Origin of the sequence: Mycobacterium sp. 1245801.1, from assembly GCF_001673055.1 — a bacterium.
GTDB classification, from domain to species: Bacteria; Actinomycetota; Actinomycetes; order Mycobacteriales; family Mycobacteriaceae; genus Mycobacterium; species Mycobacterium europaeum_A.
Genome location: NZ_LZKY01000216.1, coordinates 33,375 through 54,516 on the forward strand (window position 1 = coordinate 33,375; position 21,142 = coordinate 54,516).

Genomic DNA, 21,142 nt, shown 5'->3' on the forward strand with positions numbered 1-21,142 from the left:
ATGAGTGCTGTGCTGTCGATACCGCGATACCCCGGCGACGTAACCCCGCAGTGGTTGTCGGCCGCGCTGTCCGGCGGTGGCCCGCCCGTCGAGGTCGCCGACGTGGACGTGGTCGCGATCGGCACCGGACAGACCGGGGCGACCTACCGGGTCACCGCTCGCTATGCGACGGATCCGGGGGACCTGCCGCAGACGTTCGTCATCAAGCTGCCCGCCCAGGACGACACGGTGCGCGACCGGGTGGTCATCGGCTACCGCAGCGAATGCGCGTTCTATTCCTCGGTGGTGGATCGGGTGCAGGTGCCGACACCGCGGTGCTTCTATTCCGAGATCACCGACGATGCAATGGATTTCGCCCTGCTCCTGGCGGACCAGGCGCCGGCGGTGCAGGGCGATCAGCTCGTCGGCTGCGGGGAAACCGAGGCGCGCCTTGCGGTTACCGCTCTGGCCGGGCTGCACGCACCCAGCTGGTGTGATCCCGTCTGGCTCGATTTCCCGGGCATCGCGTTCGGCCGGCCGGATGAGGCCGGTGCGGGCGGCATGGGCGAGGTGGCGAAGTTGAGCGCCGACATCACGCTGGAGAAGCTGGGTGAGCGGATGAGCGCCGTGGATCGCGATACCTTCAGTGCCGCAATGGGTTTGATCGCGCCCTGGCTGCTGTCCGAGTATGACCGGTTCGCCCTGCTGCACGGCGACTATCGCCTGGACAACCTGTTGTTCGATCCGGAGCGAACCCGGGTCAGCGTGGTGGACTGGCAGACGCTCGGCGTGGGTCTGCCGGCGCGCGATCTCGCGTATTTCACCGCGACCAGCCTCGCTCCGCAGCTGCGTGCGAGCATCGAAGAGGGCCTGGTCACCGACTATCATCGCGCGCTGACGGCCGGCGGGGTCAGCGACTACGACCGCGAAACCTGTTGGCGCGATTACCGGCTCGGGGTGCTGCAGGCCCCGCTGATCTCGGCACTCGGGTTCGCGTTCGCCGCCGCCACCGAGCGCGGCGACGACATGGTGCTGACCATGCTCAGCCGCGGCTGCCAGGCGATCCGCGAGCTGGGGACGCTGGACCTGATCGGCTGAGCGCTCTACAGGTCGCCGGTGAAGTCGGCGCTGAGCCAGCGGTCCGGGCGGATGGTGAACAGCACCTCCTCGACGCCTTCCATGCTGCGCACGAACGCCCGCCCACCTTCCTCGCCGAGATAACGGATGGCGACCGCCTCGGCCACGTCGAGCGGGGCCGGCTTGGTGGTCTCGACGATCGAGCCCTCGACCACCACGTACTGGTAGGGCGGCTCCTCGCGCTGCACCACCAGCGTCACCGCCCCCGTCTGCTCGATGAGGCGAGCCTTGCGGCTCGACGCCCCGGTCATGATCCGGATGTTTCCCCCGGGGGTGTAGTCGTACCAGATCGGGACGCTGGCCGGCGGCCGGCCTTCGGTGGCGGCGACGGACAGCACGGCCACATGCTTGTCGGCGAGGAACTCCTGGCGCTCGGATTCGCTGAAGGCTTTCATGCCGAGTGCCAACGCCCGGGCGGTGAAGCTATTCCCGATCCGCCCAGGGGGCGGTCAGTACTGCGTCGAGCCCTGATCCACCGGGATCTGGGCCGCGGTGACCTTGCGCGATTCGTCACTGGCCAGCCAGCACACGGTGTCGGCGATCTCCTCCGGCTCGGCGACCCAGTCGGGCAGGAACGGGGTGAGGACGTGTGACAGCTGGGGGTTGGTCTCCATGGTCTTGCCGACCGCCGTGACCATGTCCCCGGAGCCCATGGCGGTGTTCACCGGTCCCGGGTGCACGCTGTTGACCCGGATCGAATGCTTGCCCAGTTCGGCGGCGAATGCCCGCGCCAGCCCGGTGACGGCATGCTTGCTGGCGGTGTAGTGGATCATGAACGGCTGCATCTTCATGCCGGCCGCCGAACTGATCAGGATGATCGATCCGCCCCGGCCCCCCTCGATGATCTTGTCCGCGCCGGCCATCACGGTGTTCCAGGTGCCGGTCACGTTGATGTCCATGACGTCGCGGAAGTTCTCCGGGGTGATCTCATCCCACGCCTGCGGGGCGGCGACCCCGGCGTTGGCGACGATGACGTCCAGCCGGCCCAGCTCGGCCACGCCGTCGGCGACGACCTTGCGCAGGCCGTCGAAGTCGCGGGTGTCGGTGACTGAGGCGATGATCCGGCGGTTGGCGGCCTCGACCAGCCGCACCGTCTCACTCAGGTCGTCGGGAGTCGCCGGGTCGTAGGGCACGCAGGACGGGAGCTTGCCGGCGATGTCGACGGCGATGATGTCGGCGCCTTCGGACGCCAGGCGCACCGCATGCGCCCGGCCCTGACCGCGGGCCGCGCCGGTAATGAATGCCACTTTTCCGGCAAGCTTGCCGCTCATAGTTCTCCTCTGTTTGGGTCCGGCCACTCTCATCGTTGTGCCGCCTTGACCAGGTTCGATCCGATGATCAACCGCTGGATCTCGCTGGTGCCCTCGTACAGCCGCAACAGGCGCACGTCGCGGTAAATCCGTTCGACGGCGACGCCTCTCATGTAACCGGTGCCGCCGTGGATCTGCACCGCGAGATCGGCGACGTTGCCGGCCATCTCGGTGCAAAAGACCTTGGCGGCCGAGGGCGCGATCCGACGATCCTCGTCGGCGACCCACAGCCGGGCGGCCTCGCGCACCAGGGCACGCCCGGCCATCACGCCGGTCTGCTGATCGGCAAGCATGCCCTGCACCAACTGGAAGTTGCCGATCGGCGTGCCGCCCTGCGTCGCGGTGGCGGCGTAGGACACCGATTCGTCGAGCGCGCGTTGCGCGGCGCCCACCGCGAGGGCGGCGATGTGCACCCGGCCGCGGGCCAACGAGGTCATCGCCGCTCGGTAGCCGTGGTCTTCGCTGCCGCCGACGAGTGCGTCGGGACCGACGCGGACGTCGGTGAAGTTGACGTCGGCGGTCCAGGCTCCTTCCTGGCCCATCTTGGCGTCCTTGGCGCCCACCTCGACGCCCGCGGCGTCCGCCGGCACCAGAAAGACCGCGATCCCCGGTCCCTTCTCGTCGGCCGGCCGGGTCCGCGCGAACACCACGAAAAGGTCGGCGACGGGCGCGTTGGTGATGAAGCGCTTCTGCCCGGAGATCACCCAATCGTCACCGTCGCGAACGGCTTTGGTGCGCAGGCCGGCCGGGTTCGATCCGGCGCCCGGTTCGGTCAGCGCGAAGGAGGCGACGACGTCGCCGGACGCGATCGACTCCAGCCAGCGGGATTTCTGTTCGTCGGTGCCGAAGCCGACCAGGACTTGTCCGGCGATGCCGTTGTTGGTGCCGAACATCGACCGCAGCGCCAGCGACGTGTAGCCCAGCTCCATCGCCAGCTCGACGTCCTGCCTCAGGTTGAGGCCGAGGCCGCCCCACTCCTGGGGGATCGCGTAGCCGAACAATCCCATCTTCTTGGCTTCGTCGCGCAGGTCGTCGGGCACGCGATCGGTGTCGAGGATCTCCTGCTCGCGCGGGACGACCACGCTGCGGACGAATTGCCTTGTCTGAGCGAGGATCTCGCGGAAGTCCTCGTCGGAGACTTCCGCGACTTCGGCGGTGGCCATGGGCTCCACACTCCTCTCCGGATCCGGGGCACCCCGGTTCAGAGCAGGATCCTATATCAAATATGATATTTGCCTCAGACGTGCCCGGTGGAGGCGACGACAGTGAAGGATGGGTGATCGACAGTGGCGATGTTGACAGGGCAGACCGCGGTAATCACCGGCGGAGCGCAGGGGCTGGGGCTGGCCATCGCGGAGCGCTTCGTCGCCGAGGGCGCGCGAGTGGTGCTCGGCGACGTCAATCTCGAGGAAACCCAGGTCGTGGCCAAGCGATTGGGCGGCGACGACGTGGCGGTGGCGGTTCGGTGCGATGTCACCCAGTCGTCCGACGTGGAAACCCTGATCCAGACCGCGGTCGAGCGCTTCGGCGGCCTGGACATCATGGTCAACAACGCCGGCATCACCCGCGACGCGACGATGCGCAAGATGACCGAGGAGCAGTTCGATCAGGTCATCAACGTGCATCTGAAGGGCACCTGGAACGGCACCAGGCTGGCCGCGGCCGTCATGCGGGAGAACAAGCGCGGCGCCATCATCAACATGTCGTCGGTGTCCGGCAAGGTGGGCATGATCGGCCAGACCAACTACTCGGCGGCCAAGGCCGGCATCGTCGGCATGACCAAGGCCGCCGCCAAAGAGCTGGCCTACCTCGGCGTGCGGGTGAACGCGATCGCCCCCGGCCTGATCCGCTCCGCGATGACAGAGGCTATGCCACAGCGCATTTGGGACTCCAAGGTCGCCGAGGTGCCGTTGGGCCGGGCCGGTGAGCCCAGTGAGGTCGCCAGCGTCGCGCTGTTCCTCGCTTCCGACCTGTCGTCGTACATGACCGGCACCGTCATGGAAATCACCGGCGGCCGCCACCTATGAGTGCGGTGCGCGAGGCCGTCATCTGCGAACCCGTTCGGACCCCGATCGGCCGCTACGGCGGAATGTTCAAGGCGTGCAGCGCCGTCGACCTCGGCGTCACCGCCCTCAAGGGCCTGCTGCAGCGAACCGGGCTGGCGCCCGACGCCGTGCAGGACGTGATCCTCGGCCACTGCTATCCCAACAGCGATGCGCCCGCGATCGGACGCGTGGTGGCGCTGGATTCCGGCCTGCCGGTGACGGTTCCGGGCATGCAGGTCGACCGGCGGTGCGGCTCGGGCCTGCAGGCGGTCATCCAGGCGTGCCTGCAGGTGGGCGCCGGCGACAACGACCTCGTGGTCGCCGGGGGCTGCGAGAGCATGAGCAACGTGGCCTTCTACTCCACGGACATGCGGTGGGGCGGGGCCCGCACCGGTGTGCAGGTGCACGACGGGCTGGCCCGGGGACGCACGACCGCCGGTGGCCGCAATTACCCGGTGCCGGGCGGAATGCTGGAGACGGCCGAGAACCTGCGCCGCCAGTACGGCATTTCGCGCCAGGAGCAAGACGAGCTCGCGGTGCGATCCCACCAGCGTGCCGTCGCCGCGCAGAAAGACGGCATCCTGGCCGAGGAGATCGTGCCGGTCGCGGTCCGCACCCGCAGTGGCGAGGAGCTCATCGACACCGACGAGCATCCACGCGCGGACACCTCGGTCGAGTCGTTGGGCAAGCTCAAACCCGTTCTGGCGAAAGAGGATCCAGAGTCCACGGTCACCGCCGGCAACGCCAGCGGGCAGAACGACGCGGCCTCGATGTGCGTGGTCACGACGCCGGAGAAGGCCGAGGAATACGGCCTGAAGCCGTTGGTGCGCCTGGTGTCGTGGGGTGTGGCCGGGGTGGCGCCCCACGTCATGGGCATCGGGCCGGTGCCCGCGACCGAGGTGGCGCTGGCCAAGGCGGGCCTGCGGCTATCCGACATCGACCTCATCGAGCTGAACGAGGCCTTCGCCGCGCAGGCGCTTGCGGTGATGCGGGAATGGAACTTCGGCGCCGCCGATCATGAGCGCACCAACGTGCACGGTTCGGGCATCTCGCTCGGACATCCGGTCGGCGCGACGGGCGGGCGGATGCTGGCCACCTTGGCGCGCGAACTCGATCGCCGCGAGGCGCGCTATGGTCTGGAAACCATGTGCATCGGCGGCGGCCAGGGTTTGGCTGCCGTCTTCGAGCGGGTCGCATCGACATGACCGAGCCGGGATTGCCGCTGGACGGTCTCACCGTCGTTGAGGTGTCGAGCTTCGTCGCCGCGCCACTGTGCGGCATGACGCTGAATCAGCTTGGTGCGGAGGTCATTCGAGTCGACCCGATCGGCGGCGCGTCCGACGTCCAGCGGTGGCCGCTGGCGGCGGACGGCACCTCGATCTACTGGACCGGCCTGAACAAGGGGAAGCGGTCGGCCACCATCGACCTGCGGTCCCCCGACGGCCACGAACTGGTCCAGCGGCTGATCGTCGAGGGCGACGGCGTCGTGGTGACCAACGCCGCGGGCTTGTCCTGGCTCAGCCACGGCGTGCTGGCGGCCAAGCGCCCCGACGTGATTCACGTGCAGTTGCTCGGGCGCGGTGACGGTTCCACCGGGGTGGACTACACGGTCAACGCCGGGCTGGGCTATCCGCTCGTCACCGGTCCGGCCGAGCATGGCGGCGCGATCAACCACGTGCTCCCGGCCTGGGACGTGTGCTGCGGACTGTACGCAGCGTTGGCCGTCGTCACCGCGGTCCGCCACCGCGAGCGGTCCGGGGCGGGGGCGCAGATCAGCCTGGCGCTGGAGGACGTCGCTTTGGCCACCGCGGCCAACCTGGGCCTGCTGACCGAGCCGCAAGTCACTGGGACACAACGCGAACGGCTGGGCAACGCCATCTACGGTCAGTACGGGCAGGACTTCACCAGCAGCGACGGGGCCAGGTTCATGGTGGTCGCGCTGACCGGTCGGCACTTCCGTGACCTGCTCGCGGTGACGGGCACCGGCGCCGCGGTGTCGGCGCTCGCCGAGGCGCTCGGCGCCGACTTCGGGTCAGAAGGCGATCGCTACCGCTATCGCGACGTGCTGTCGAGTCTGTTCGCCACGTGGTTCGGCGATCACACCGCCGACGAGATCACCGCCGCGCTGGCCGACACCACGGTGCTCTTCGAGCGGTACCGCACCTTCGCCGAGGTCGCCGCGGGCCCGAAAGTCACCGCCAATCCGCTGTTTTCCCGAATGCACCAGCCCGGTCTCGGCGATTACTTCGCGCCCGGCCTGCCGGCCGCGTTCGACGGCAGCCATCCGCCCAGCGCGCCGGCGCCGGCGCTGGGACAAGACACCGCCGACGTCCTTGCGCGGCTGGGGTTGAGCGCCGCCGACATCGCGCGCCTGACGGACGCCAAGACCATCGCCTGCTGAGCAGCCGGAAGGGAACGCAGCACATGACCAAACTGGCCCAGACCCTCGGGTTGACGGAGTTCCAGACCGAGATCATCGCCACGGTAAGGAAATTCGTCGAGAAGGAGGTCATTCCGCACGCGGTCGAGCTGGAGCGCGCTGACACCTACCCGCAGGCGATCGTCGATCAGATGCGGGAGATGGGCCTGTTCGGCCTGATGATTCCGCAGGAGTATGGCGGGCTGGGGGAGTCGCTGCTGACGTACGCGCTGTGCGTCGAGGAGCTGGCGCGGGGCTGGATGAGCGTGTCCGGCGTGCTCAACACCCACTTCATCGTGGCGTACATGCTGCGCCAGCACGGCACCGACGAACAAAAGCAGCGGTTCCTGCCGCGGATGGCGGTCGGCGAGACCCGCGGCGCCTTCTCGATGTCGGAGCCGGAGCTGGGTTCTGACGTGGCCGCGATTCGCACCCGCGCCCGGCGCAACGACGACGGCACCTACACCATCGACGGCCAAAAAATGTGGCTGACCAACGGCGCCACCTCCACGCTGGTGGCGGTGCTGGTGCGCACCGACGAGGGCTCGGACAAGCCGCACCGCAACCTCACCGCGTTCCTCGTCGAGAAGCCGGTCGGGTTCGGCGAAGTCGTTGCGGGCCTGCATATTCCGGGCAAGATCGAAAAGCTGGGCTACAAGGGTATCGAGACGACCGAGATGATCTTCGACGGCTACCGGGCCGAAGCCGACGACGTCCTCGGCGGCACCACGGGGCAGGGCTTCTTCCAGATGATGGACGGCATCGAGGTCGGCCGCGTCAACGTGTCGGCGCGGGCGTGCGGTGTGGGGATTCGCGCCTTCGAGCTCGCGGTGCGCTACGCCCAACAGCGCGAGACCTTCGGCAAGCCGATCGCAGAGCACCAGGGCATCGCGTTCCAATTGGCCGAGATGGCGACCAAGGTCGAAGCGGCCCACCTGATGATGGTCAACGCCGCGCGCCTGAAGGATTCGGGCGAGCGCAACGACGTCGCCGCCGGGATGGCCAAGTATTTGTGCAGCGAATATTGCGCCGAGGTCACCCAGCAGAGTTTCCGGATCCACGGCGGCTACGGATATTCCAAGGAATACGAGATCGAGCGGCTGATGCGCGACGCGCCGTTCCTGCTGATCGGCGAGGGCACCAGCGAGATCCAGAAGAACATCATCAGCAAGCGACTGCTCGCCGAGTATCAGGTGTAGACGGATGAGCGTTCCGGATTTCGCTGCGCGGCCTCAACTTTCGGAGGACGTCGCGCGGATCATCCGCGGGCGGATCTTCGACGGCACGTACGCCGCCGGGTCGTACGTCCGGCTGGACCAACTGGCCGCGGAGTTGGGTATCAGCGTCACGCCGGTGCGCGAGGCGCTGTTCGCGCTGTGCGCCGAAGGACTGATCAACCAGCAGCCCCGTCGGGGCTTCGCGGTGTTGCCGGTCACCGGACGCGACGTCACCGACGTCGCGAACGTGCAGGCGCATGTCGGGGGCGAACTGGCCGCGCGGGCGGCGATCAACATCACCGACAGCCAACTGCACGAGCTCAAGGAGATCCAGGCGCAGCTGGAAGACGCCTACGCCGGTGATGACCACGAGCGCACCGTCCGGCTGAACCACGAGTTTCACCGCGCCATCAATGTCGCGGCGGACTCGCCCAAGCTCGCCCAGCTGATGTCGCAGATCACCCGCTACGCCCCCGAGTCGGTGTTTCCCGCCATCGAGGGCTGGCCGGAGCAATCGATGCAGGACCATCGGCGGATCCTGTCCGCGCTGAAGAAACGCGACGACAAGCTCGCCCGCGTGGCGATGTCGGAACACCTTGCGGCCGGCGCGGTTCCGTTGATCGACCATCTGGTGGCCCGCGGGGTGGTCGCCGACGAGAATGGCCTGACCTAGTCGCCGCCATCTCTTGTCGCGCAGCGAGGTTGGGCATACGCTGCCAGCAGGGTGGGCCACGGACGGAGAAACGAAGATGCCCGCAACGCTTCGCGCATCGGCCCTACTCGTCGCGACCGTGACGGCGATTGCCGTCGCGCCGAGGGTCGTCGCCGACCCGGTGGACCCGATCCCCGGCAATGGTGTCTTCGTCGTCGGCCCCGATATTGCACCGGGTCTGTACCGAACGGCCGGTTCGGCGTCGACCTTCGGGGTGTGGATCAACAATGTGCCGACTCAGGACTCGATGTGCGCGTGGTTCACCTACAGCACGCCCGACGCGAACAAGGACCATGTGGTGCAGACGAACATGTCCGTCGGTCCGATGTTTGCGAACATCAACACCACGATCAAGGCGTTCGAGTCGCAGAACTGCCAACCATGGACGCGGGTGCCCTAGGACCGGTCCGCTTCGGCCAACATCTTGCGCAGCCGGCGGACGTCGACCTTGCCGGTACCGCCGCGCGGCAGATCGTCGTCGGAGGCCAGCAGTAACCACACCGTTGGAACCTTGAAGGCGCTCAACACCGTTCGTGCGCAGGCGCGCAGCTGCTCGGCGGTCAGTGCGCCCACGACCGCCGCGCCGACCCGTTCCCCCGAGCCGCCCGGCACGTTGGTGACGACGGCGTTGTCGACGCCGTCGATCCTGCGCAGCGCCCGTTCGACCTCGCTGGGGTAGACGGTCGCGCCGCTGACTTTGAACATGTCGTCGGATCGCCCGTGATAGAAGAGGAATCCGTCTTCGTCGAGGTGCCCGAGGTCGCCGGTGGGGTAGAAGCCGTCGGCGGTGAACAGGTCCTCCCGGGTGCGCCCGCAGATGCCGCGCAGCGTGTGCGGTCCGCGGATGTGAATCATTCCGGTGACGCCGGCCGCCACCGGCGCGCCGCTGTCGGTGTCGACGATGCGAACCTCGATGCCCTCGAACGGCTTTCCGCAGCTACCCCAAGCGGACGCGGGCATGTCCGTGTCGGCGGGATAGCCGCAGTACGGCCCGAAGGCCTCGGTCATGCCGAACAGCGTCGCGCGCGCCCCGGGCTGGGCGCGTTGCCCGGGCGGCAGCAGGGCCTGCAGGCTTCCCGCCTGTAAGGCCGAGAGGTCGGCACCGGCCTTTGCGGCGTGCCGTGCCAACGTCTCGGCCTGGTCCGGCCAGCCCCGAAACAGCGTGACCCGTTCGTCTTCCAACAATCGCAGGGTGGTTTCCGGCCGCGGTATCTCCTCGGTCACCAGGGTGGCGCCGGCCAGCAGCGCGGACAGTATTCCGCTGCCGAAACCGCCCACCCAGAAGAAAGGCATCGGCAGATACAGGCGGGTCTCGGCGGTGATGCAGCGCGCCGCAAGGCCGGCCTGCACGGCGCCCAGCGCGTTGCCGTGCGAGTGGATGACTCCCTTGGGCGCCCCGCTGCTGCCGGAGGTGAACATGATGACCAGCGGGTCGGCCGGGGTGACCGTTGCCGTCATGGCGTCGACGATGTTGCGGGCACCCGCACTCGCGGACGCGCCATCGAGTTGGTCGGCCGACCAAACCTGGTGCAACGCCGGCAATTCGGGTCGCCCCGCCGCCGGAAGGTCATCGAGGTAGCGGTGGCCGCGGAACTCCTCGACGCTGATCAAGAATTGCACGGAGGCCGCCCGCAGCTGGGCGGCGAGCTCTCCGGCCGTCAGCAGGGTGCTCAGCGGGACCAGGACCGCGCCGACGCGGGTAAGCGCGACGGCGACCCGTACCCACCGGGTGCTATTGGGCATGATGAGCCCCACCCGGGTGCCCTTGGCCACGCCGGCCTCGACGAACGTCGCGGCCAAATCGCGGGTGGCCAGGTCGAGTTCGCGGTAGGTCAGCCGGGAGGTAGGGTCGACGACCATCGGCTTGTCGCCATCGCGGTCGGCCCGAAGCCGCAGCAGCCGGTCAATGGTGCTAGACACCGAACAGCTCCCTGAGACGTCGCATGTCGACCTTGCCGCTGGACAGCACCGGAACGTCGTCGCCGCGGAGGGCGACGAACCGCTTGGGAATCTTGTAGGCGGACAGTTCCGTTTCGAGCAGCGAAACCAGGGCGGCTTCGTCGAACCCCGCTGGACCGTCGGCCCGGACGACCACCGCGGCGACGACCTGCCCGCGCCGGGCGTCGGGCAGGCCGAACACGTAAGCCGGCGCTCCGCCGGTGACCCTGCCAATGGCCTTCTCCACTTCGGCCGCCGAGACATTGGCGCCCGCCGTTTTGATCATCGCGCCGAGCCGGCTGGCAAAATAGACGAATCCGTCCGCGTCGACGCGCACCAGGTCGCCGGTGTGGAACCAGCCGTCGGCATCGAAACATTCTTCGCGGCTGCGCTTGTAGTAGCCCTGCATCAGGTGCGGCCCGCGCAGGCACAGCTCGCCGACTTCGCCCGCGACGACATCGGCCGTGGTGTCGGGATCGACGACCTTGATCTCGAAGCCGGGTGCCGGCCTGCCGAATGAGCCGCGCCGGTGCTCGGGCTGGTCGGATTCGTCATCGCCGATCAGCACGACGCTGCCGGCCTCGGTCATGCCCAGCATGTTGTGCCGCAACTGCGGGTCGGCCGGGCGGGCGTCGGGAGCCATGATCGGGTACAGATTGCCGCGCCGCATCGACGACAGGTCGCGGTGCGGGAAGCTCGGGTGTTCCGCGAGGTGGGCGATCCCGGCCGCGAATCCATTGGTCATGGTGGGCTTTTCGGCTTCCAGCAGGTCGAGCGTCTCCCCGGCATCGGTGGCGTTAGAACACACCAAGGTGGACCCGGCCACCAGCGTGGCAAGGAGGCCGAAGGCGAGTCCACCGATCCAGAAGAACGGCGAATTGCAGAACAGTTTGTCGTCGACCGTCAAACCACGGATCAGGTTGAGATTTCGTTGGTGCGCCAGCAGGGCGCCGTGGGTGTGCACGACCCCCTTCGGGGCGCTGGTGGAGCCCGAGGTGTACACGATCGTCAGCGCGTCGCACTGCGCGACGTCGTCCTCCAGCGCCGTCAGCAGCGCGGGGTCGACGGAATCGGCTAACCCGCACACCTTCTCGTGGGTGACCGCGACGCGACGCAGCTGCGGTGCTGCGGCACAGAACAATCGGGAATCGAGATCGGCGCCCGACAGAAGCTCGGAGAGTCGTTGCACGTAGTCATGCGAGCGAAAGCGCGCCGCGGTCAACAAGATTTCCACATCGCTGTCGACGAGCTGCTCGCGCAGCTCGCGTGCGGTGACGAAGGTGGAGAACGGGATCACCACCGCACCGATGCGCGCCGCGGCCAGCATCCCGACGACGAACTCGGCTCCGTTCGGATAGAGCAGCCCCACATGGGTGCCCTTGCCGGCGCCCAGCGCGATCAGGCCGCGGGCCAGCTCCGCCGACCGGCGCTCGGCCTCGGCGTAGCTGATGCGGTCACCGTCACACACCAGCAGGGGGTGATCGCCGCGTCGGCCGACCTGATGCCGCAGCACCTGGGCGACCGTCGAAGGCTCAACGGGCATGGTCGCGCTGCGCTGCGGCCTCGCCGAAGACGCCCCGGATGGCGCCGAGATCGGCCTTGCCCGACGGTGTTCGGGGGATGCTGTCGACAATCGCGATTTCGGTCGGAATCTCGTAGCGCGCCAAACGCTCTCGCAGATACTCGACCAGGGCTTCGGCGTCGGCCGATGCCCCCTCGCGCAGCTCTACCACGGCGACCGGCGTCTCGCCCAGCCGCTCGTCGGGGCGGGCGATCACGGCCGCGCCGGCCACCGCGGGGTGGCTCTCCAGCGCGGCGCGGACGTCGTCGGGCATCACCTTGAAACCACCGCGGATGATCGCCTGGTCGGCACGGCCGACGATCCACAAGAACCCGTCGGCGTCGATGCGCGCCAGATCGGTGGTCCGCATCCACGGTGCGGTCGGCCCCAGCTGGCCCGGTTTGACCTCCAGCAGGCCGACCTCGTCCGGGCCCAGCGGTGTTCCGTCCTCGGTGACCACCCGCAGCCGGGCACCGGGGTTGGCCCGGCCGACGCTGCCCCGTTTGGTCTTCCAGTACCGCTGATGGTCGGGCAGGGTCCAGCCCGCCGCCCCGCCACCGAATTCGGTTGCCGCATAAGAGGTCAACACCGGAACGCCATACTTCTCGGTGAAGGCATCGGCGTCCTCGGCCGACAACGGGGCCGTGCCGCAGGTAACGGCCCGCAGACTCGCCAGGTCGGCACGCGGGATATCGGAGTGCAAGACCGTGCGCAGCGCCGCCGGCACCAGGGACGCCGCGCGGGGCCGGTGCTTGCGCACCGCCTCGGCCCAGGCGTTCAGCTCGAATCGTTCCAGCAGCACGAACGGCCGCGCCTCGGCGATGCATTGCAGCACCCGGAACACCCCGCCGATGTGCACCAGCGGCGAGTTCACGATCGCGACGCCGCGGCGCAGCTCTGCGGGCGAGACCGCATGTTCGGGATCCGGACCGATCACGCTGCGCGCCAGCATGTCGTAGCCCAGGTCGATACGCTTGGGCGGCCCGGTAGTGCCGCTGGTCAGCATGCGCACGGCGGTGCCGGACCGCCGGCCGGGGCGGTCGACGCGCGGCGCGGTGACGTCGGCGTCGTCCAACCCGCCCGAAATCGCGACCGTCGGCGTGCCCGCGGGCACCAGGGCCCTCAGATCGTTTGCCTCGCCGACGATCACGGGAAGCCGCAGGCCCGCGATGTCGGCCCTGGTGCGTTCGTCACCTCGGGCAGGGTTGATGACCACGACCGTTCCGCCGCCCAGCAGCACGCCCAGAAAGGCGGCCACGTGCCCCGGGCGGTTGCGCAACAGCATCCCGACTTCGGCCCCGCCGGTAATCGCGGCGATACGCCGCGCCAGCGCCCCGACTCGTGCCCAGGAGATCCATTGGCCGCCATACTCGATGGCGCGCGAGTCCGGCTGCAGGTCGAGCACGTCGGCGATGCGTTGAGCCAGCGGGTGAGGCGACATCAGCGAATCTTCGGGGTTCGGGCCGCGCTTGGCGCCCCGGAATCGTTTCCAGCGGCCAGCTCCGCGGTGCCCAACGGGTTTCCCAGCCGGGTATAGATCAGGTTCTGCTCCATCGCCGCGCGGTACGGCTTGTCCAGCGATTCCCAGATCGCCTTCACCGTGCCGGCTGTCGCGGTCGGCGGCTTGGCGGCGATGGTCGCCGCGATCTGGTGGGCGCGGTCCCAAAGCTGGTCGGCGGCGACGACCTCGGAGACCAGCCCGATCCGCAGCGCGGTCTCGGCGCCGACCCGTTCGTCGTTGCCCATCAATGCTATTCGCAACGTTTCACCCAGGCCGATGCGGCGCATCAGGCCGATCGGCTCCAAAGCGCACACCAGGCCCGCCGACACGTGAGAGTCGAAGAAGGTGGCGTTCTCGGAGCAGATCACCACGTCGGATTCGTTGACGAAGTAGAACGCGCCCGCGGTGCATATGCCCTGGACCGCACATACCACGGGCTTCCACATCTTCTGCCACTTGGGACTCAGCGCTTCGCCGGGATCCTCGTGGTTCCAGATGTTTTCGGGCTGACCGTATGGCGTCTTGATGTCCAGCCCGGCGCTGAACGCCCGGTCGCCGGCGGCGCGCAACACGACCGCATGCACCGAATCGTCGAGTTTGACGGTGCGCCACGCGCGGGCCATCTCCTCGCACATGGTGCGGTTGAACGCGTTGAGCTGTTCGGGGCGATTCAGTGTGATGGTGGCGACGTGGTCGCGCGTGTCGACCTCGAACAGAATGGTTTCGAACGTCATCGGCACTGCCAATTCGGCTTGCGCTTCTCGACGAAGGCCCGGGGTCCTTCGGCCGCGTCCTCGGTGCGCAGCACCCGCTCGCGGAAGGTCTCGGCGAGTATCTCCGCCTCGTGCAGGGGCACGTTGAGTCCCTTGAGAATCGCGAGCCGGGTGCCCCGGACGGCCAGCGGTGCATTGGAATTGACGATGTCGGCGATCTCGTGGGCGCGCTCCAGCAGGCGGTCATGTTCCACGATCTCGCTGATCAACCCAAGCTCGTAGGCGCGTTGCGCGCTCATCCGCTCGTGCTTGCCCATCAGGGCCATTCGCAGCGCGATCGAGCGAGGCAACACCCGAGACACCCGCACCAATTCCCGGCCGGCCACCAACCCGATGCTGACGTGCGGATCGAAGAAGGTGGCCTGCTCGGACGCGATGACGATGTCGGTCGTGGTGACCCAATCCATGCCGGCGCCACAGCAGATCCCGTTCACGGCGGTGAGCACCGGCTTGGCCATGGTGCGAAACGGCGGGGTGCCCTCCTGCGGCGCCTCCCACTGGTCGTATGTCGACAGGTAGGGCCGCTCGTAGATCACCTTGCCGTCTTCGGGAATCTCCTTGACGTCAGCACCGGTGCAGAACGCGCGGCCGGTGCCGGTGACGATGGTCAACCAGACAGCGTCGTCGTTTTCGGCCTCGTCGTAGGCGGCCCGCAGCTCGGTGATCATGTGCGGGCTGAGCGCATTGAGGGCGTCCGGGCGGTTCAGGGTGATCGTCGCGGTGTGCCCATCGACTTCGTATTTGATGGTGTCGAACGAATCAGTGGGCATGGGTCATCCCTTCGTGTTGTTTTGCACGTCGAGCGTGGGGCATATGGACGAATTCGAGGCAGTTCCCGCGCGTACGGCCCACACTCGACGCCCCCGAACTAGCGTCCACGAAAATCCGGATCCCGTCGCTGCCGGAAGGCCTCCAGGCCCTCCTTGAAATCGCTTGTTCGGCAAGATAATTCCAGGTTGAACAACTCCTGGGTCAGCGACTGGCTCAGCGTTGCCTGCTGGCCGAAGTTGAGGGCCTGTTTGGCCAGTCCGAGCGCGGCCGTCGGCCCGGCGGCCAGTCGGCCCACCAACTCTTCGGCGGCGCGGTCGAGCTCGGGGCCGCTGACGGCTTGGTGAATCAATCCCCAATCGGCCGCATCCGGCGCGCCCACCTTCTCGCCCAGCAGCAGCATTCGCCGGGCCCGCGCCAGGCCGATCAGCCGCGGCACCAGCCAGGTGGAGCCCGAATCCGGGCTGAACCCCCGGTCGATGAAGGGCTCCCAGAACACGGCGTCGTCGGCGGCCACGGTGAAGTCGGCGGCCAGCGCGAGGTTGCAGCCGAATCCCACCGCCCAGCCCCGCACGCTGCACACCACCGGCAGCTGGATGGACGCGACGAGCTCGATCACGCGGTGAGCGGCGTGGGGAATCCGCCGCACCAGATCACCGGTGCGGGGACGCGGGGCGCCGGGGTCGTTGGCGGCGACCCAGTCGGCGCCGGCGCAGAAGTCACCGCCGGCTCCCCGGATGTGCACGGCCCGCAGCGAATCGTCGGAAGCGGCATCGGTCAGGGCTTCGACCAAAGCCCCGATCATCAACTGCGTCAACGAGTTACGCCGCGATGGGCGATCGAGCGTCACCAGTAACACCGCACCCTCGCGGTGCACTGTCACCGAACCCTCGGCACCGGCCGTGTCGGCCCCCTGACTCACCGTCGAATCCGGCCTTTCTCCGCCGATACGGTTACCCATACAGTAGGCAATACGATTGATACGCTGTATAAGTTAGCAAGGATACGCTGCCTGCGAAACAACCCGGGGTGAAAGAGGGAACCATGGCCGCGCCGGCGACGATGCGGCGGGGCACGCCCCCACAAGTGGGAGGTACCCCGCCCGCTTGCGGGGGACGCCGCGATGAGGAGGAGTGGCGCGATGACCGCGCCGGCGACGATGCAGAGCACAGCGATGAGGAGGAGTGGCGCGATGACTTTGTCGGAGGGGCATGCCGCGCGCGCGTCGACGGGCAACGGCGACGCCAGATTCGGCGAGGCGCCGCTTGCCCAGACCGTGGCCGCCGCTGCCGCCATGCGGCGCCTGAGTTCGCTGCTGGTGTCCCTCGAGCACCCACACCCCGCGGTGGACGCCATGCTGGAGAAATTCGCCGAGTGGGAAGGCGAGCTGGTCGCCGCGGCGCCCGCGGACAACGCACCGCGCATCGGCGAATTGCCCGACGATCCGCGCCGCGTCTACCTCAACCACGCGACCGACATCGGTGCATACAACCCGTGCTTTCCGGAGTACCGGTTCGACGGACTCGACGCCGAGAACGCTACGGGCACTGTCGAATTCCCCCTGGTGTACGAAGGGCCGCCGGGCCTGGTGCACGGCGGCTTCCTGGGCGTCTTCTTCGACTGCGTCATCCAGCACCACAATTGCGTCACCGGCCTGTCCGGCAAGACACGATCCCTGGTCGTAACCTTCCGCCGGCCGACCCCGGTGTTGACCGAGCTGCGCTTCGACATAGCCCGCACGGAGGGTGAACGCGGCATCACGTCGACCGGGCGGCTGTCGCTTCACGACGAAGTCCTCTGTACCGGCGAGGTCAACACGTTGGCGTCACGGCCGGAAAAGCTTGCCGGATCGCGGTTCGGCAGGCGCCGAAAGGAGTCCGATACATGACCGCCTCGAGCACCTCTGACGATCGCGTGCTCTTCGACATCGATCCCGATCGGCGCATCGCGACCATCACGTTGAACAATCCCCAACAACGCAACTCCTATGACGCGGCAATGCGTGAGGCCGTCGCCCGATGCCTTGATCAGGTGGCCGAGGACGACGACCTGACGGTGGTGCTACTGCGCGGGGCGGAGGGGGTGTTCTCCACCGGTGCGGACATGAACAACGCCTACGGATGGTACGGCTCGTCCGCGCCACCGGACCAGGCGGCCGGTGCCGACCGGGCCGCCAAACGTCGCCCCAGCCAGCGGCGACGACTTACGGTGGACCGCAAGTCTTTTGGCTTCTACCACAATTTCATGGGATTCCCGAAGGTGACGGTCGGGGAGATCGCCGGTTACGCGCTCGGCGGCGGTTTCGAGATGGCGTTGATGACCGACATCTCGGTCATCGCGCGTGACACCAAGATCGGCATGCCCGCGACACGGTTCCTGGGCCCCGCCCTCGGCAGCCTGCACATGTTCTTTCACCGGCTCGGCCCGGTGCTGGCCCGGCGCCTGCTGTTGACCGGCGACATCATCGAGGCGGGCGAGATCGAGCACCTGGGAATCTTCACCGACACCTGCGCACCCGGCGCGGTGACGGCCCGCGCGCGCTACTGGGCCGAGAAGGCGGCGAAGATGCCCGCCGACGGGGTCGTCATCGCCAAGGAGGCATTCCGGCTGGTCGAGCAGAGCCAGGCGTATCAGGGCGAAGAGGTCGCCAGCTATCTGTTCCACGCGCTCGGCACCAACCTGCAATTCGGGCCGGGCGAATTCAACTTCGTCAAGACCCGCGCGCAGCACGGCGCCAGGGAGGCGTTCCGGTTACGCGACGAGCACTTCCACGTCCCGGAACCCGAGGGCTGACAAGCCTTTTCGGGGCGCTAGCGAGCCGCTGTCGCCTTGGTCCGGCCCCGGGCCGGCGCCGACTTGGCCGGCTTGCGCTGCCGCGACGGCGCCGCCTTGCTGCCCTTGGATCCGTTGCTCTCGTCGATCAGCCGGCTGGCGTGATCGAGGATGCAGGTGAGTCCGTATTCGAAATTCGTTTCGTCGGGGGCGCCGATGCGGTGGCCTATCCCGGTCACCTGAGCGAGCAGCGGCGTCTTCTCCGGGTCGATCGCAACCGCGTCCTCGATGGCCCGGGGACCGACGTCCGAGGACTGGTTCTTTTCGTAGAGCCGTTGCAGCACCACTGAACCGCGCACGTGCACCGAAATCGCCGAATAGGTGTCGAAGGCATCCTCCGGTGACAGCCCGGCCTGCACCAGATTGGCGACCGCCTTTTCCATCTCCTGAGCGCCCATCCGCGCCGCCTTCGGCGAAAGCGCGGCTCGAATCAAAATCAGGTCGCACAGAATTGGGTTGCCCATGAACGTCTTACGCATCAAGCGCGCGTGGTTGGCCAAGGTCTCACGCCAGTCGCTGGCCTCGACATAGGGCGTGGCGAACACGTACTTGCTCAGCGCGCGGTCGGTCATCGCGTTGAGCAGGTCGTCCTTCTTGCGGAAGTACCAGTAGATGCTCGTCACACCCACGCCGAGATGTTTGCCGAGCAGCGGCATGCTCAGGTTGTCGATCGACACCTGCTCCGCGAGTTCGAATGCGCCGCTGATGATGTCGTCGGGATTGATGGACCCGCGTTCGCGTCGTTGACGCTTATCGGCGGTTGCCTGTTTTGCCACTACGGGCACCTCCATCAAAATCCGTTCCGGGTATGCGGTCTGGCAGCCGTGCTGCCGGTACGATTGAATTTACCGGCACTTCTCTTTTGACCTGCGTATACGCCTTCGTGTCACATTATCCCTCTGCTACTGTAATACCTATCGTAGGCTTTTTGGTAAAGCGGCTGGACAGGCGAAAATGACCAGACTAGGGCTACGGATTACGCAATGGATCTAGGGCTGGCGAATGCCACGGCGGTGGTAGTCGGCGGTAGCCGCGGCATGGGATTGGCAACGGCGCGCTGCTTCGCCGACGAAGGCGCCCGGGTCGCGGTGATAGGCCGCAGCCGCGACGCCCTGGACGCCGCGGTGACCGATCTCACGCAGCGCGGTAGCCCGGACGCGATCGGATTGACGGCGGACATCGGGGACGACGGTGCGGTGAGCGAGGTGTTCGGCGACCTCGCCCGGCGATGGGACGGCGAACTCAACGCGCTGGTTATCACGGTGGGACCGGGCGCGGCCGGCACGTTCGAGCAGCTGACCGACGACCAGTGGCGGCAATCCGTCGAAGACGGCGTGCTGGGAATGGTGCGCTGCGTCCGCGCGGCGCTTCCGCTGTTGCGCAAGGCGCAATGGGCCCGGATCGTGAACTTCTCCGCACACTCGACGCAGCGGCAAAGCGTCATGCTGCCCGCCTACACGGCGGCGAAGTCGATGCTGACCAGCGTGTCGAAAAACCTGTCTCTGCTGCTGGCCAAGGACGAGATCATGGTCAACGTGGTGTCGCCGGGCAGCATCGCATCGGAATCGCTGATCGGCTGGGCGAATTCGGTGGGGGTCGACGGCAATGACCCTTACGCCCTGATGGAAGCCATCGGCAAGCATTTCGGTCATCCGGCGCACATGCCGCGTGCGGGCTTGCCGGAGGAAATCGGCCCGGTCGCCGCGTTCCTCGCCTCGCGGCGCAACTCCTACATGACCGGCGCCAACATCAACGTCGACGGCGGTTCGGACTTCACCTGACGACGGGTCGAAGAAATCGATTGGCAGACAAAAGGAGTCGATTGTGGCTACGGCAGCGGAGGCGCGGGCGTGGGCGTCGGGCGCATTGCGGGGGATCGGTGACTCCCTTTACACGCCGTTCTGCGGCACCGACGGCGATGACATCGACTGGGAGGCCTATCGGACGCTGGTGCGCTATTGCGTCGGTGATCTGGGGCATCCGATGTTGTGGTGTACCAGCGGGATCGCGGAGTTCTGGTCGCTGACCCTCGAGGAACGCAAACGCCTGCTGGAGGTGGCCGTCGAGGAAGCGCGCGGCATCAATCCCGACGTGGTGGTGCAGGCGTGCACGGCGGCGATGTCGGCGAAGGACTGCCTGGACCTGACGCTGCACGCGCAGGAGGCGGGGGCCGACATCGCCTACATCCAAACGCCGATGATGGAGGCGCACGGGGGTGACGGCGTGCTGCGCTTTTTCAAATACGTGGCGGCGCGGACGGATATCGCCCTGGGCATGTTCAACTCGCCGTCCTCGGGTTACGTCTTGACGCCCGCCGAGAGCGCCCGGATCTACGACGAAGTTCCCGCGGTGTGCGCGAGCAAGGAAGGCGCCTTCCGGCCGGCGAGCAGCCGGATGCTGCACGAGCTGGCGCCCGGCCTCGCGGTGTGGGAATGCGACAAGACCGTCTACCGGGCCGGCTGGCTGCGCGACGGGATCGTCTGTCCGGCGCAATTGGGTACCGCCGGCTACCTTTTCGAGACGCCCACCCGGCGACTGTTCTCCGAATACTGGGATCTCATCCAGAGCGACAAACTCGTCGAGGCCATGGACTACGGCCGTGAGTCGGGCTTGGACCAGTTCGACCTCGACGTCGGATCCTGGTGGACCTGCTACCCCGGCCGCGCGGATTACTTCACCCACTGGGGCGGCGCATTCAAGTACGCCGCATCGCTGCTGGGCCTGCCCATCGGCGCGTATCCGCACTCCCGCCCCCCGCAGGCCGAGCTGCCCGCCGAGGCGAAAGCCCAGATCGAAAACGCCTACCAGCGGTTGGGCCTGCTGGAAACCGCGTTGCGGTAGCAGGGTTTACGCAGCGAAGCGGGCCCGGTCAGTGACCGGGCCCGCTCGACTAGCTGACCGTTTACTGCTGCTCGGCCCGCTCGCGCTCCTCGTAGGCCTTGGCCTTGCC

At 67.6% G+C, this 21,142-nt stretch carries 21 protein-coding genes; 11 read left to right on the forward strand and 10 right to left on the reverse strand.

The window, feature by feature from the left end; translation table 11 throughout:
- On the forward strand, positions 1 to 1,077 hold the full coding sequence (locus A5622_RS13770) for a phosphotransferase family protein (protein WP_066867318.1): 1,077 nt from the start codon (positions 1 to 3) through the stop codon (positions 1,075 to 1,077).
- A 5-nt stretch (positions 1,078 to 1,082) separates the two neighbouring features.
- Here the strand turns inward: A5622_RS13770 and A5622_RS13775 are convergent, their stop codons facing one another.
- From A5622_RS13775 to A5622_RS13785, 3 genes are read right to left on the reverse strand one after another with little or no spacing between them, the layout of a single operon-like run.
- A complete protein-coding gene (locus A5622_RS13775) occupies positions 1,083 to 1,511 on the reverse strand; it encodes a pyridoxamine 5'-phosphate oxidase family protein (protein ID WP_066867316.1) in 429 nt (142 codons plus the stop codon).
- 54 nt (positions 1,512 to 1,565) lie between these two features.
- Positions 1,566 to 2,387, reverse strand: a complete 822-nt coding sequence (locus tag A5622_RS13780; protein ID WP_066867315.1) for a mycofactocin-coupled SDR family oxidoreductase — start codon at positions 2,385 to 2,387, stop codon at positions 1,566 to 1,568.
- A 29-nt stretch (positions 2,388 to 2,416) separates the two neighbouring features.
- Entirely contained in the window at positions 2,417 to 3,589 is a 1,173-nt protein-coding gene (locus tag A5622_RS13785; RefSeq protein WP_066867313.1) for an acyl-CoA dehydrogenase family protein, read from the reverse strand.
- Positions 3,590 to 3,718: 129 nt separating this feature from the next.
- Here A5622_RS13785 and fabG point away from each other — a divergent pair, with 129 nt between their 5' ends.
- The 6 genes from fabG (at position 3,719) to A5622_RS13815 (ending at position 9,219) form a co-directional block, all read left to right on the forward strand.
- Positions 3,719 to 4,453 (forward strand): 3-oxoacyl-ACP reductase FabG, encoded by a 735-nt coding sequence (gene fabG / locus A5622_RS13790; protein WP_066867358.1) that lies wholly within the window; start codon positions 3,719 to 3,721, stop codon positions 4,451 to 4,453.
- A complete protein-coding gene (locus A5622_RS13795; RefSeq protein ID WP_066867311.1) occupies positions 4,450 to 5,676 on the forward strand; it encodes an acetyl-CoA C-acetyltransferase in 1,227 nt (408 codons plus the stop codon). Before fabG ends, A5622_RS13795 begins: the two co-directional genes overlap by 4 nt.
- The gene (locus A5622_RS13800; protein ID WP_066879093.1) at positions 5,673 to 6,872 is read left to right on the forward strand and encodes a CoA transferase; all 1,200 of its coding nucleotides are present in this window, start codon (positions 5,673 to 5,675) and stop codon (positions 6,870 to 6,872) included. The genes A5622_RS13795 and A5622_RS13800 overlap by 4 nt, the downstream gene beginning before the upstream one ends.
- Before the next feature lie 23 nt (positions 6,873 to 6,895).
- Complete coding sequence (locus tag A5622_RS13805; RefSeq protein ID WP_066879095.1) at positions 6,896 to 8,089, forward strand: acyl-CoA dehydrogenase family protein; 1,194 nt, start codon at positions 6,896 to 6,898, stop codon at positions 8,087 to 8,089.
- Positions 8,090 to 8,093: 4 nt separating this feature from the next.
- The gene (locus A5622_RS13810; RefSeq protein WP_066867305.1) at positions 8,094 to 8,780 is read left to right on the forward strand and encodes a GntR family transcriptional regulator; all 687 of its coding nucleotides are present in this window, start codon (positions 8,094 to 8,096) and stop codon (positions 8,778 to 8,780) included.
- A 76-nt stretch (positions 8,781 to 8,856) separates the two neighbouring features.
- On the forward strand, positions 8,857 to 9,219 hold the full coding sequence (locus tag A5622_RS13815) for a hypothetical protein (RefSeq protein ID WP_066867303.1): 363 nt from the start codon (positions 8,857 to 8,859) through the stop codon (positions 9,217 to 9,219).
- Here A5622_RS13815 and A5622_RS13820 read toward each other — a convergent pair.
- From A5622_RS13820 to A5622_RS13845, 6 genes are all read right to left on the reverse strand, one after another.
- Positions 9,216 to 10,739, reverse strand: a complete 1,524-nt coding sequence (locus tag A5622_RS13820; RefSeq protein ID WP_066879098.1) for a class I adenylate-forming enzyme family protein — start codon at positions 10,737 to 10,739, stop codon at positions 9,216 to 9,218. The two genes, A5622_RS13815 and A5622_RS13820, sit on opposite strands and share 4 nt — an antisense overlap.
- Positions 10,732 to 12,300, reverse strand: coding sequence for a class I adenylate-forming enzyme family protein (locus A5622_RS13825; RefSeq protein WP_066879100.1), 1,569 nt, complete (start codon positions 12,298 to 12,300; stop codon positions 10,732 to 10,734). The genes A5622_RS13820 and A5622_RS13825 overlap by 8 nt, the downstream gene beginning before the upstream one ends.
- Positions 12,290 to 13,759 (reverse strand): class I adenylate-forming enzyme family protein, encoded by a 1,470-nt coding sequence (locus tag A5622_RS13830; protein ID WP_066879102.1) that lies wholly within the window; start codon positions 13,757 to 13,759, stop codon positions 12,290 to 12,292. The genes A5622_RS13825 and A5622_RS13830 overlap by 11 nt, the downstream gene beginning before the upstream one ends.
- Positions 13,759 to 14,553, reverse strand: coding sequence for an enoyl-CoA hydratase/isomerase family protein (locus A5622_RS13835; protein WP_066862539.1), 795 nt, complete (start codon positions 14,551 to 14,553; stop codon positions 13,759 to 13,761). The genes A5622_RS13830 and A5622_RS13835 overlap by 1 nt, the downstream gene beginning before the upstream one ends.
- Complete coding sequence (locus A5622_RS13840; RefSeq protein ID WP_066862536.1) at positions 14,550 to 15,362, reverse strand: enoyl-CoA hydratase/isomerase family protein; 813 nt, start codon at positions 15,360 to 15,362, stop codon at positions 14,550 to 14,552. The genes A5622_RS13835 and A5622_RS13840 overlap by 4 nt, the downstream gene beginning before the upstream one ends.
- Before the next feature lie 98 nt (positions 15,363 to 15,460).
- The gene (locus A5622_RS13845; RefSeq protein ID WP_066879105.1) at positions 15,461 to 16,282 is read right to left on the reverse strand and encodes an enoyl-CoA hydratase/isomerase family protein; all 822 of its coding nucleotides are present in this window, start codon (positions 16,280 to 16,282) and stop codon (positions 15,461 to 15,463) included.
- Positions 16,283 to 16,552: 270 nt separating this feature from the next.
- Here A5622_RS13845 and A5622_RS13850 point away from each other — a divergent pair, with 270 nt between their 5' ends.
- Complete coding sequence (locus tag A5622_RS13850) at positions 16,553 to 17,248, forward strand: hypothetical protein (RefSeq protein ID WP_197505165.1); 696 nt, start codon at positions 16,553 to 16,555, stop codon at positions 17,246 to 17,248.
- Complete coding sequence (locus A5622_RS13855) at positions 17,245 to 18,153, forward strand: enoyl-CoA hydratase/isomerase family protein (RefSeq protein WP_066866540.1); 909 nt, start codon at positions 17,245 to 17,247, stop codon at positions 18,151 to 18,153. The genes A5622_RS13850 and A5622_RS13855 overlap by 4 nt, the downstream gene beginning before the upstream one ends.
- Before the next feature lie 17 nt (positions 18,154 to 18,170).
- On the opposite strand, the gene A5622_RS13860 is transcribed toward A5622_RS13855, so the two are convergent.
- The gene (locus tag A5622_RS13860; protein WP_066879107.1) at positions 18,171 to 18,983 is read right to left on the reverse strand and encodes a TetR/AcrR family transcriptional regulator; all 813 of its coding nucleotides are present in this window, start codon (positions 18,981 to 18,983) and stop codon (positions 18,171 to 18,173) included.
- A gap of 192 nt (positions 18,984 to 19,175) precedes the next feature.
- Between A5622_RS13860 and A5622_RS13865 the strand changes: the two genes are divergently transcribed.
- The gene (locus A5622_RS13865) at positions 19,176 to 19,973 is read left to right on the forward strand and encodes an SDR family NAD(P)-dependent oxidoreductase (protein WP_066879110.1); all 798 of its coding nucleotides are present in this window, start codon (positions 19,176 to 19,178) and stop codon (positions 19,971 to 19,973) included.
- A 43-nt stretch (positions 19,974 to 20,016) separates the two neighbouring features.
- Complete coding sequence (locus A5622_RS13870; RefSeq protein WP_066879112.1) at positions 20,017 to 21,033, forward strand: dihydrodipicolinate synthase family protein; 1,017 nt, start codon at positions 20,017 to 20,019, stop codon at positions 21,031 to 21,033.
- Positions 21,034 to 21,142 lie beyond the last annotated feature (109 nt).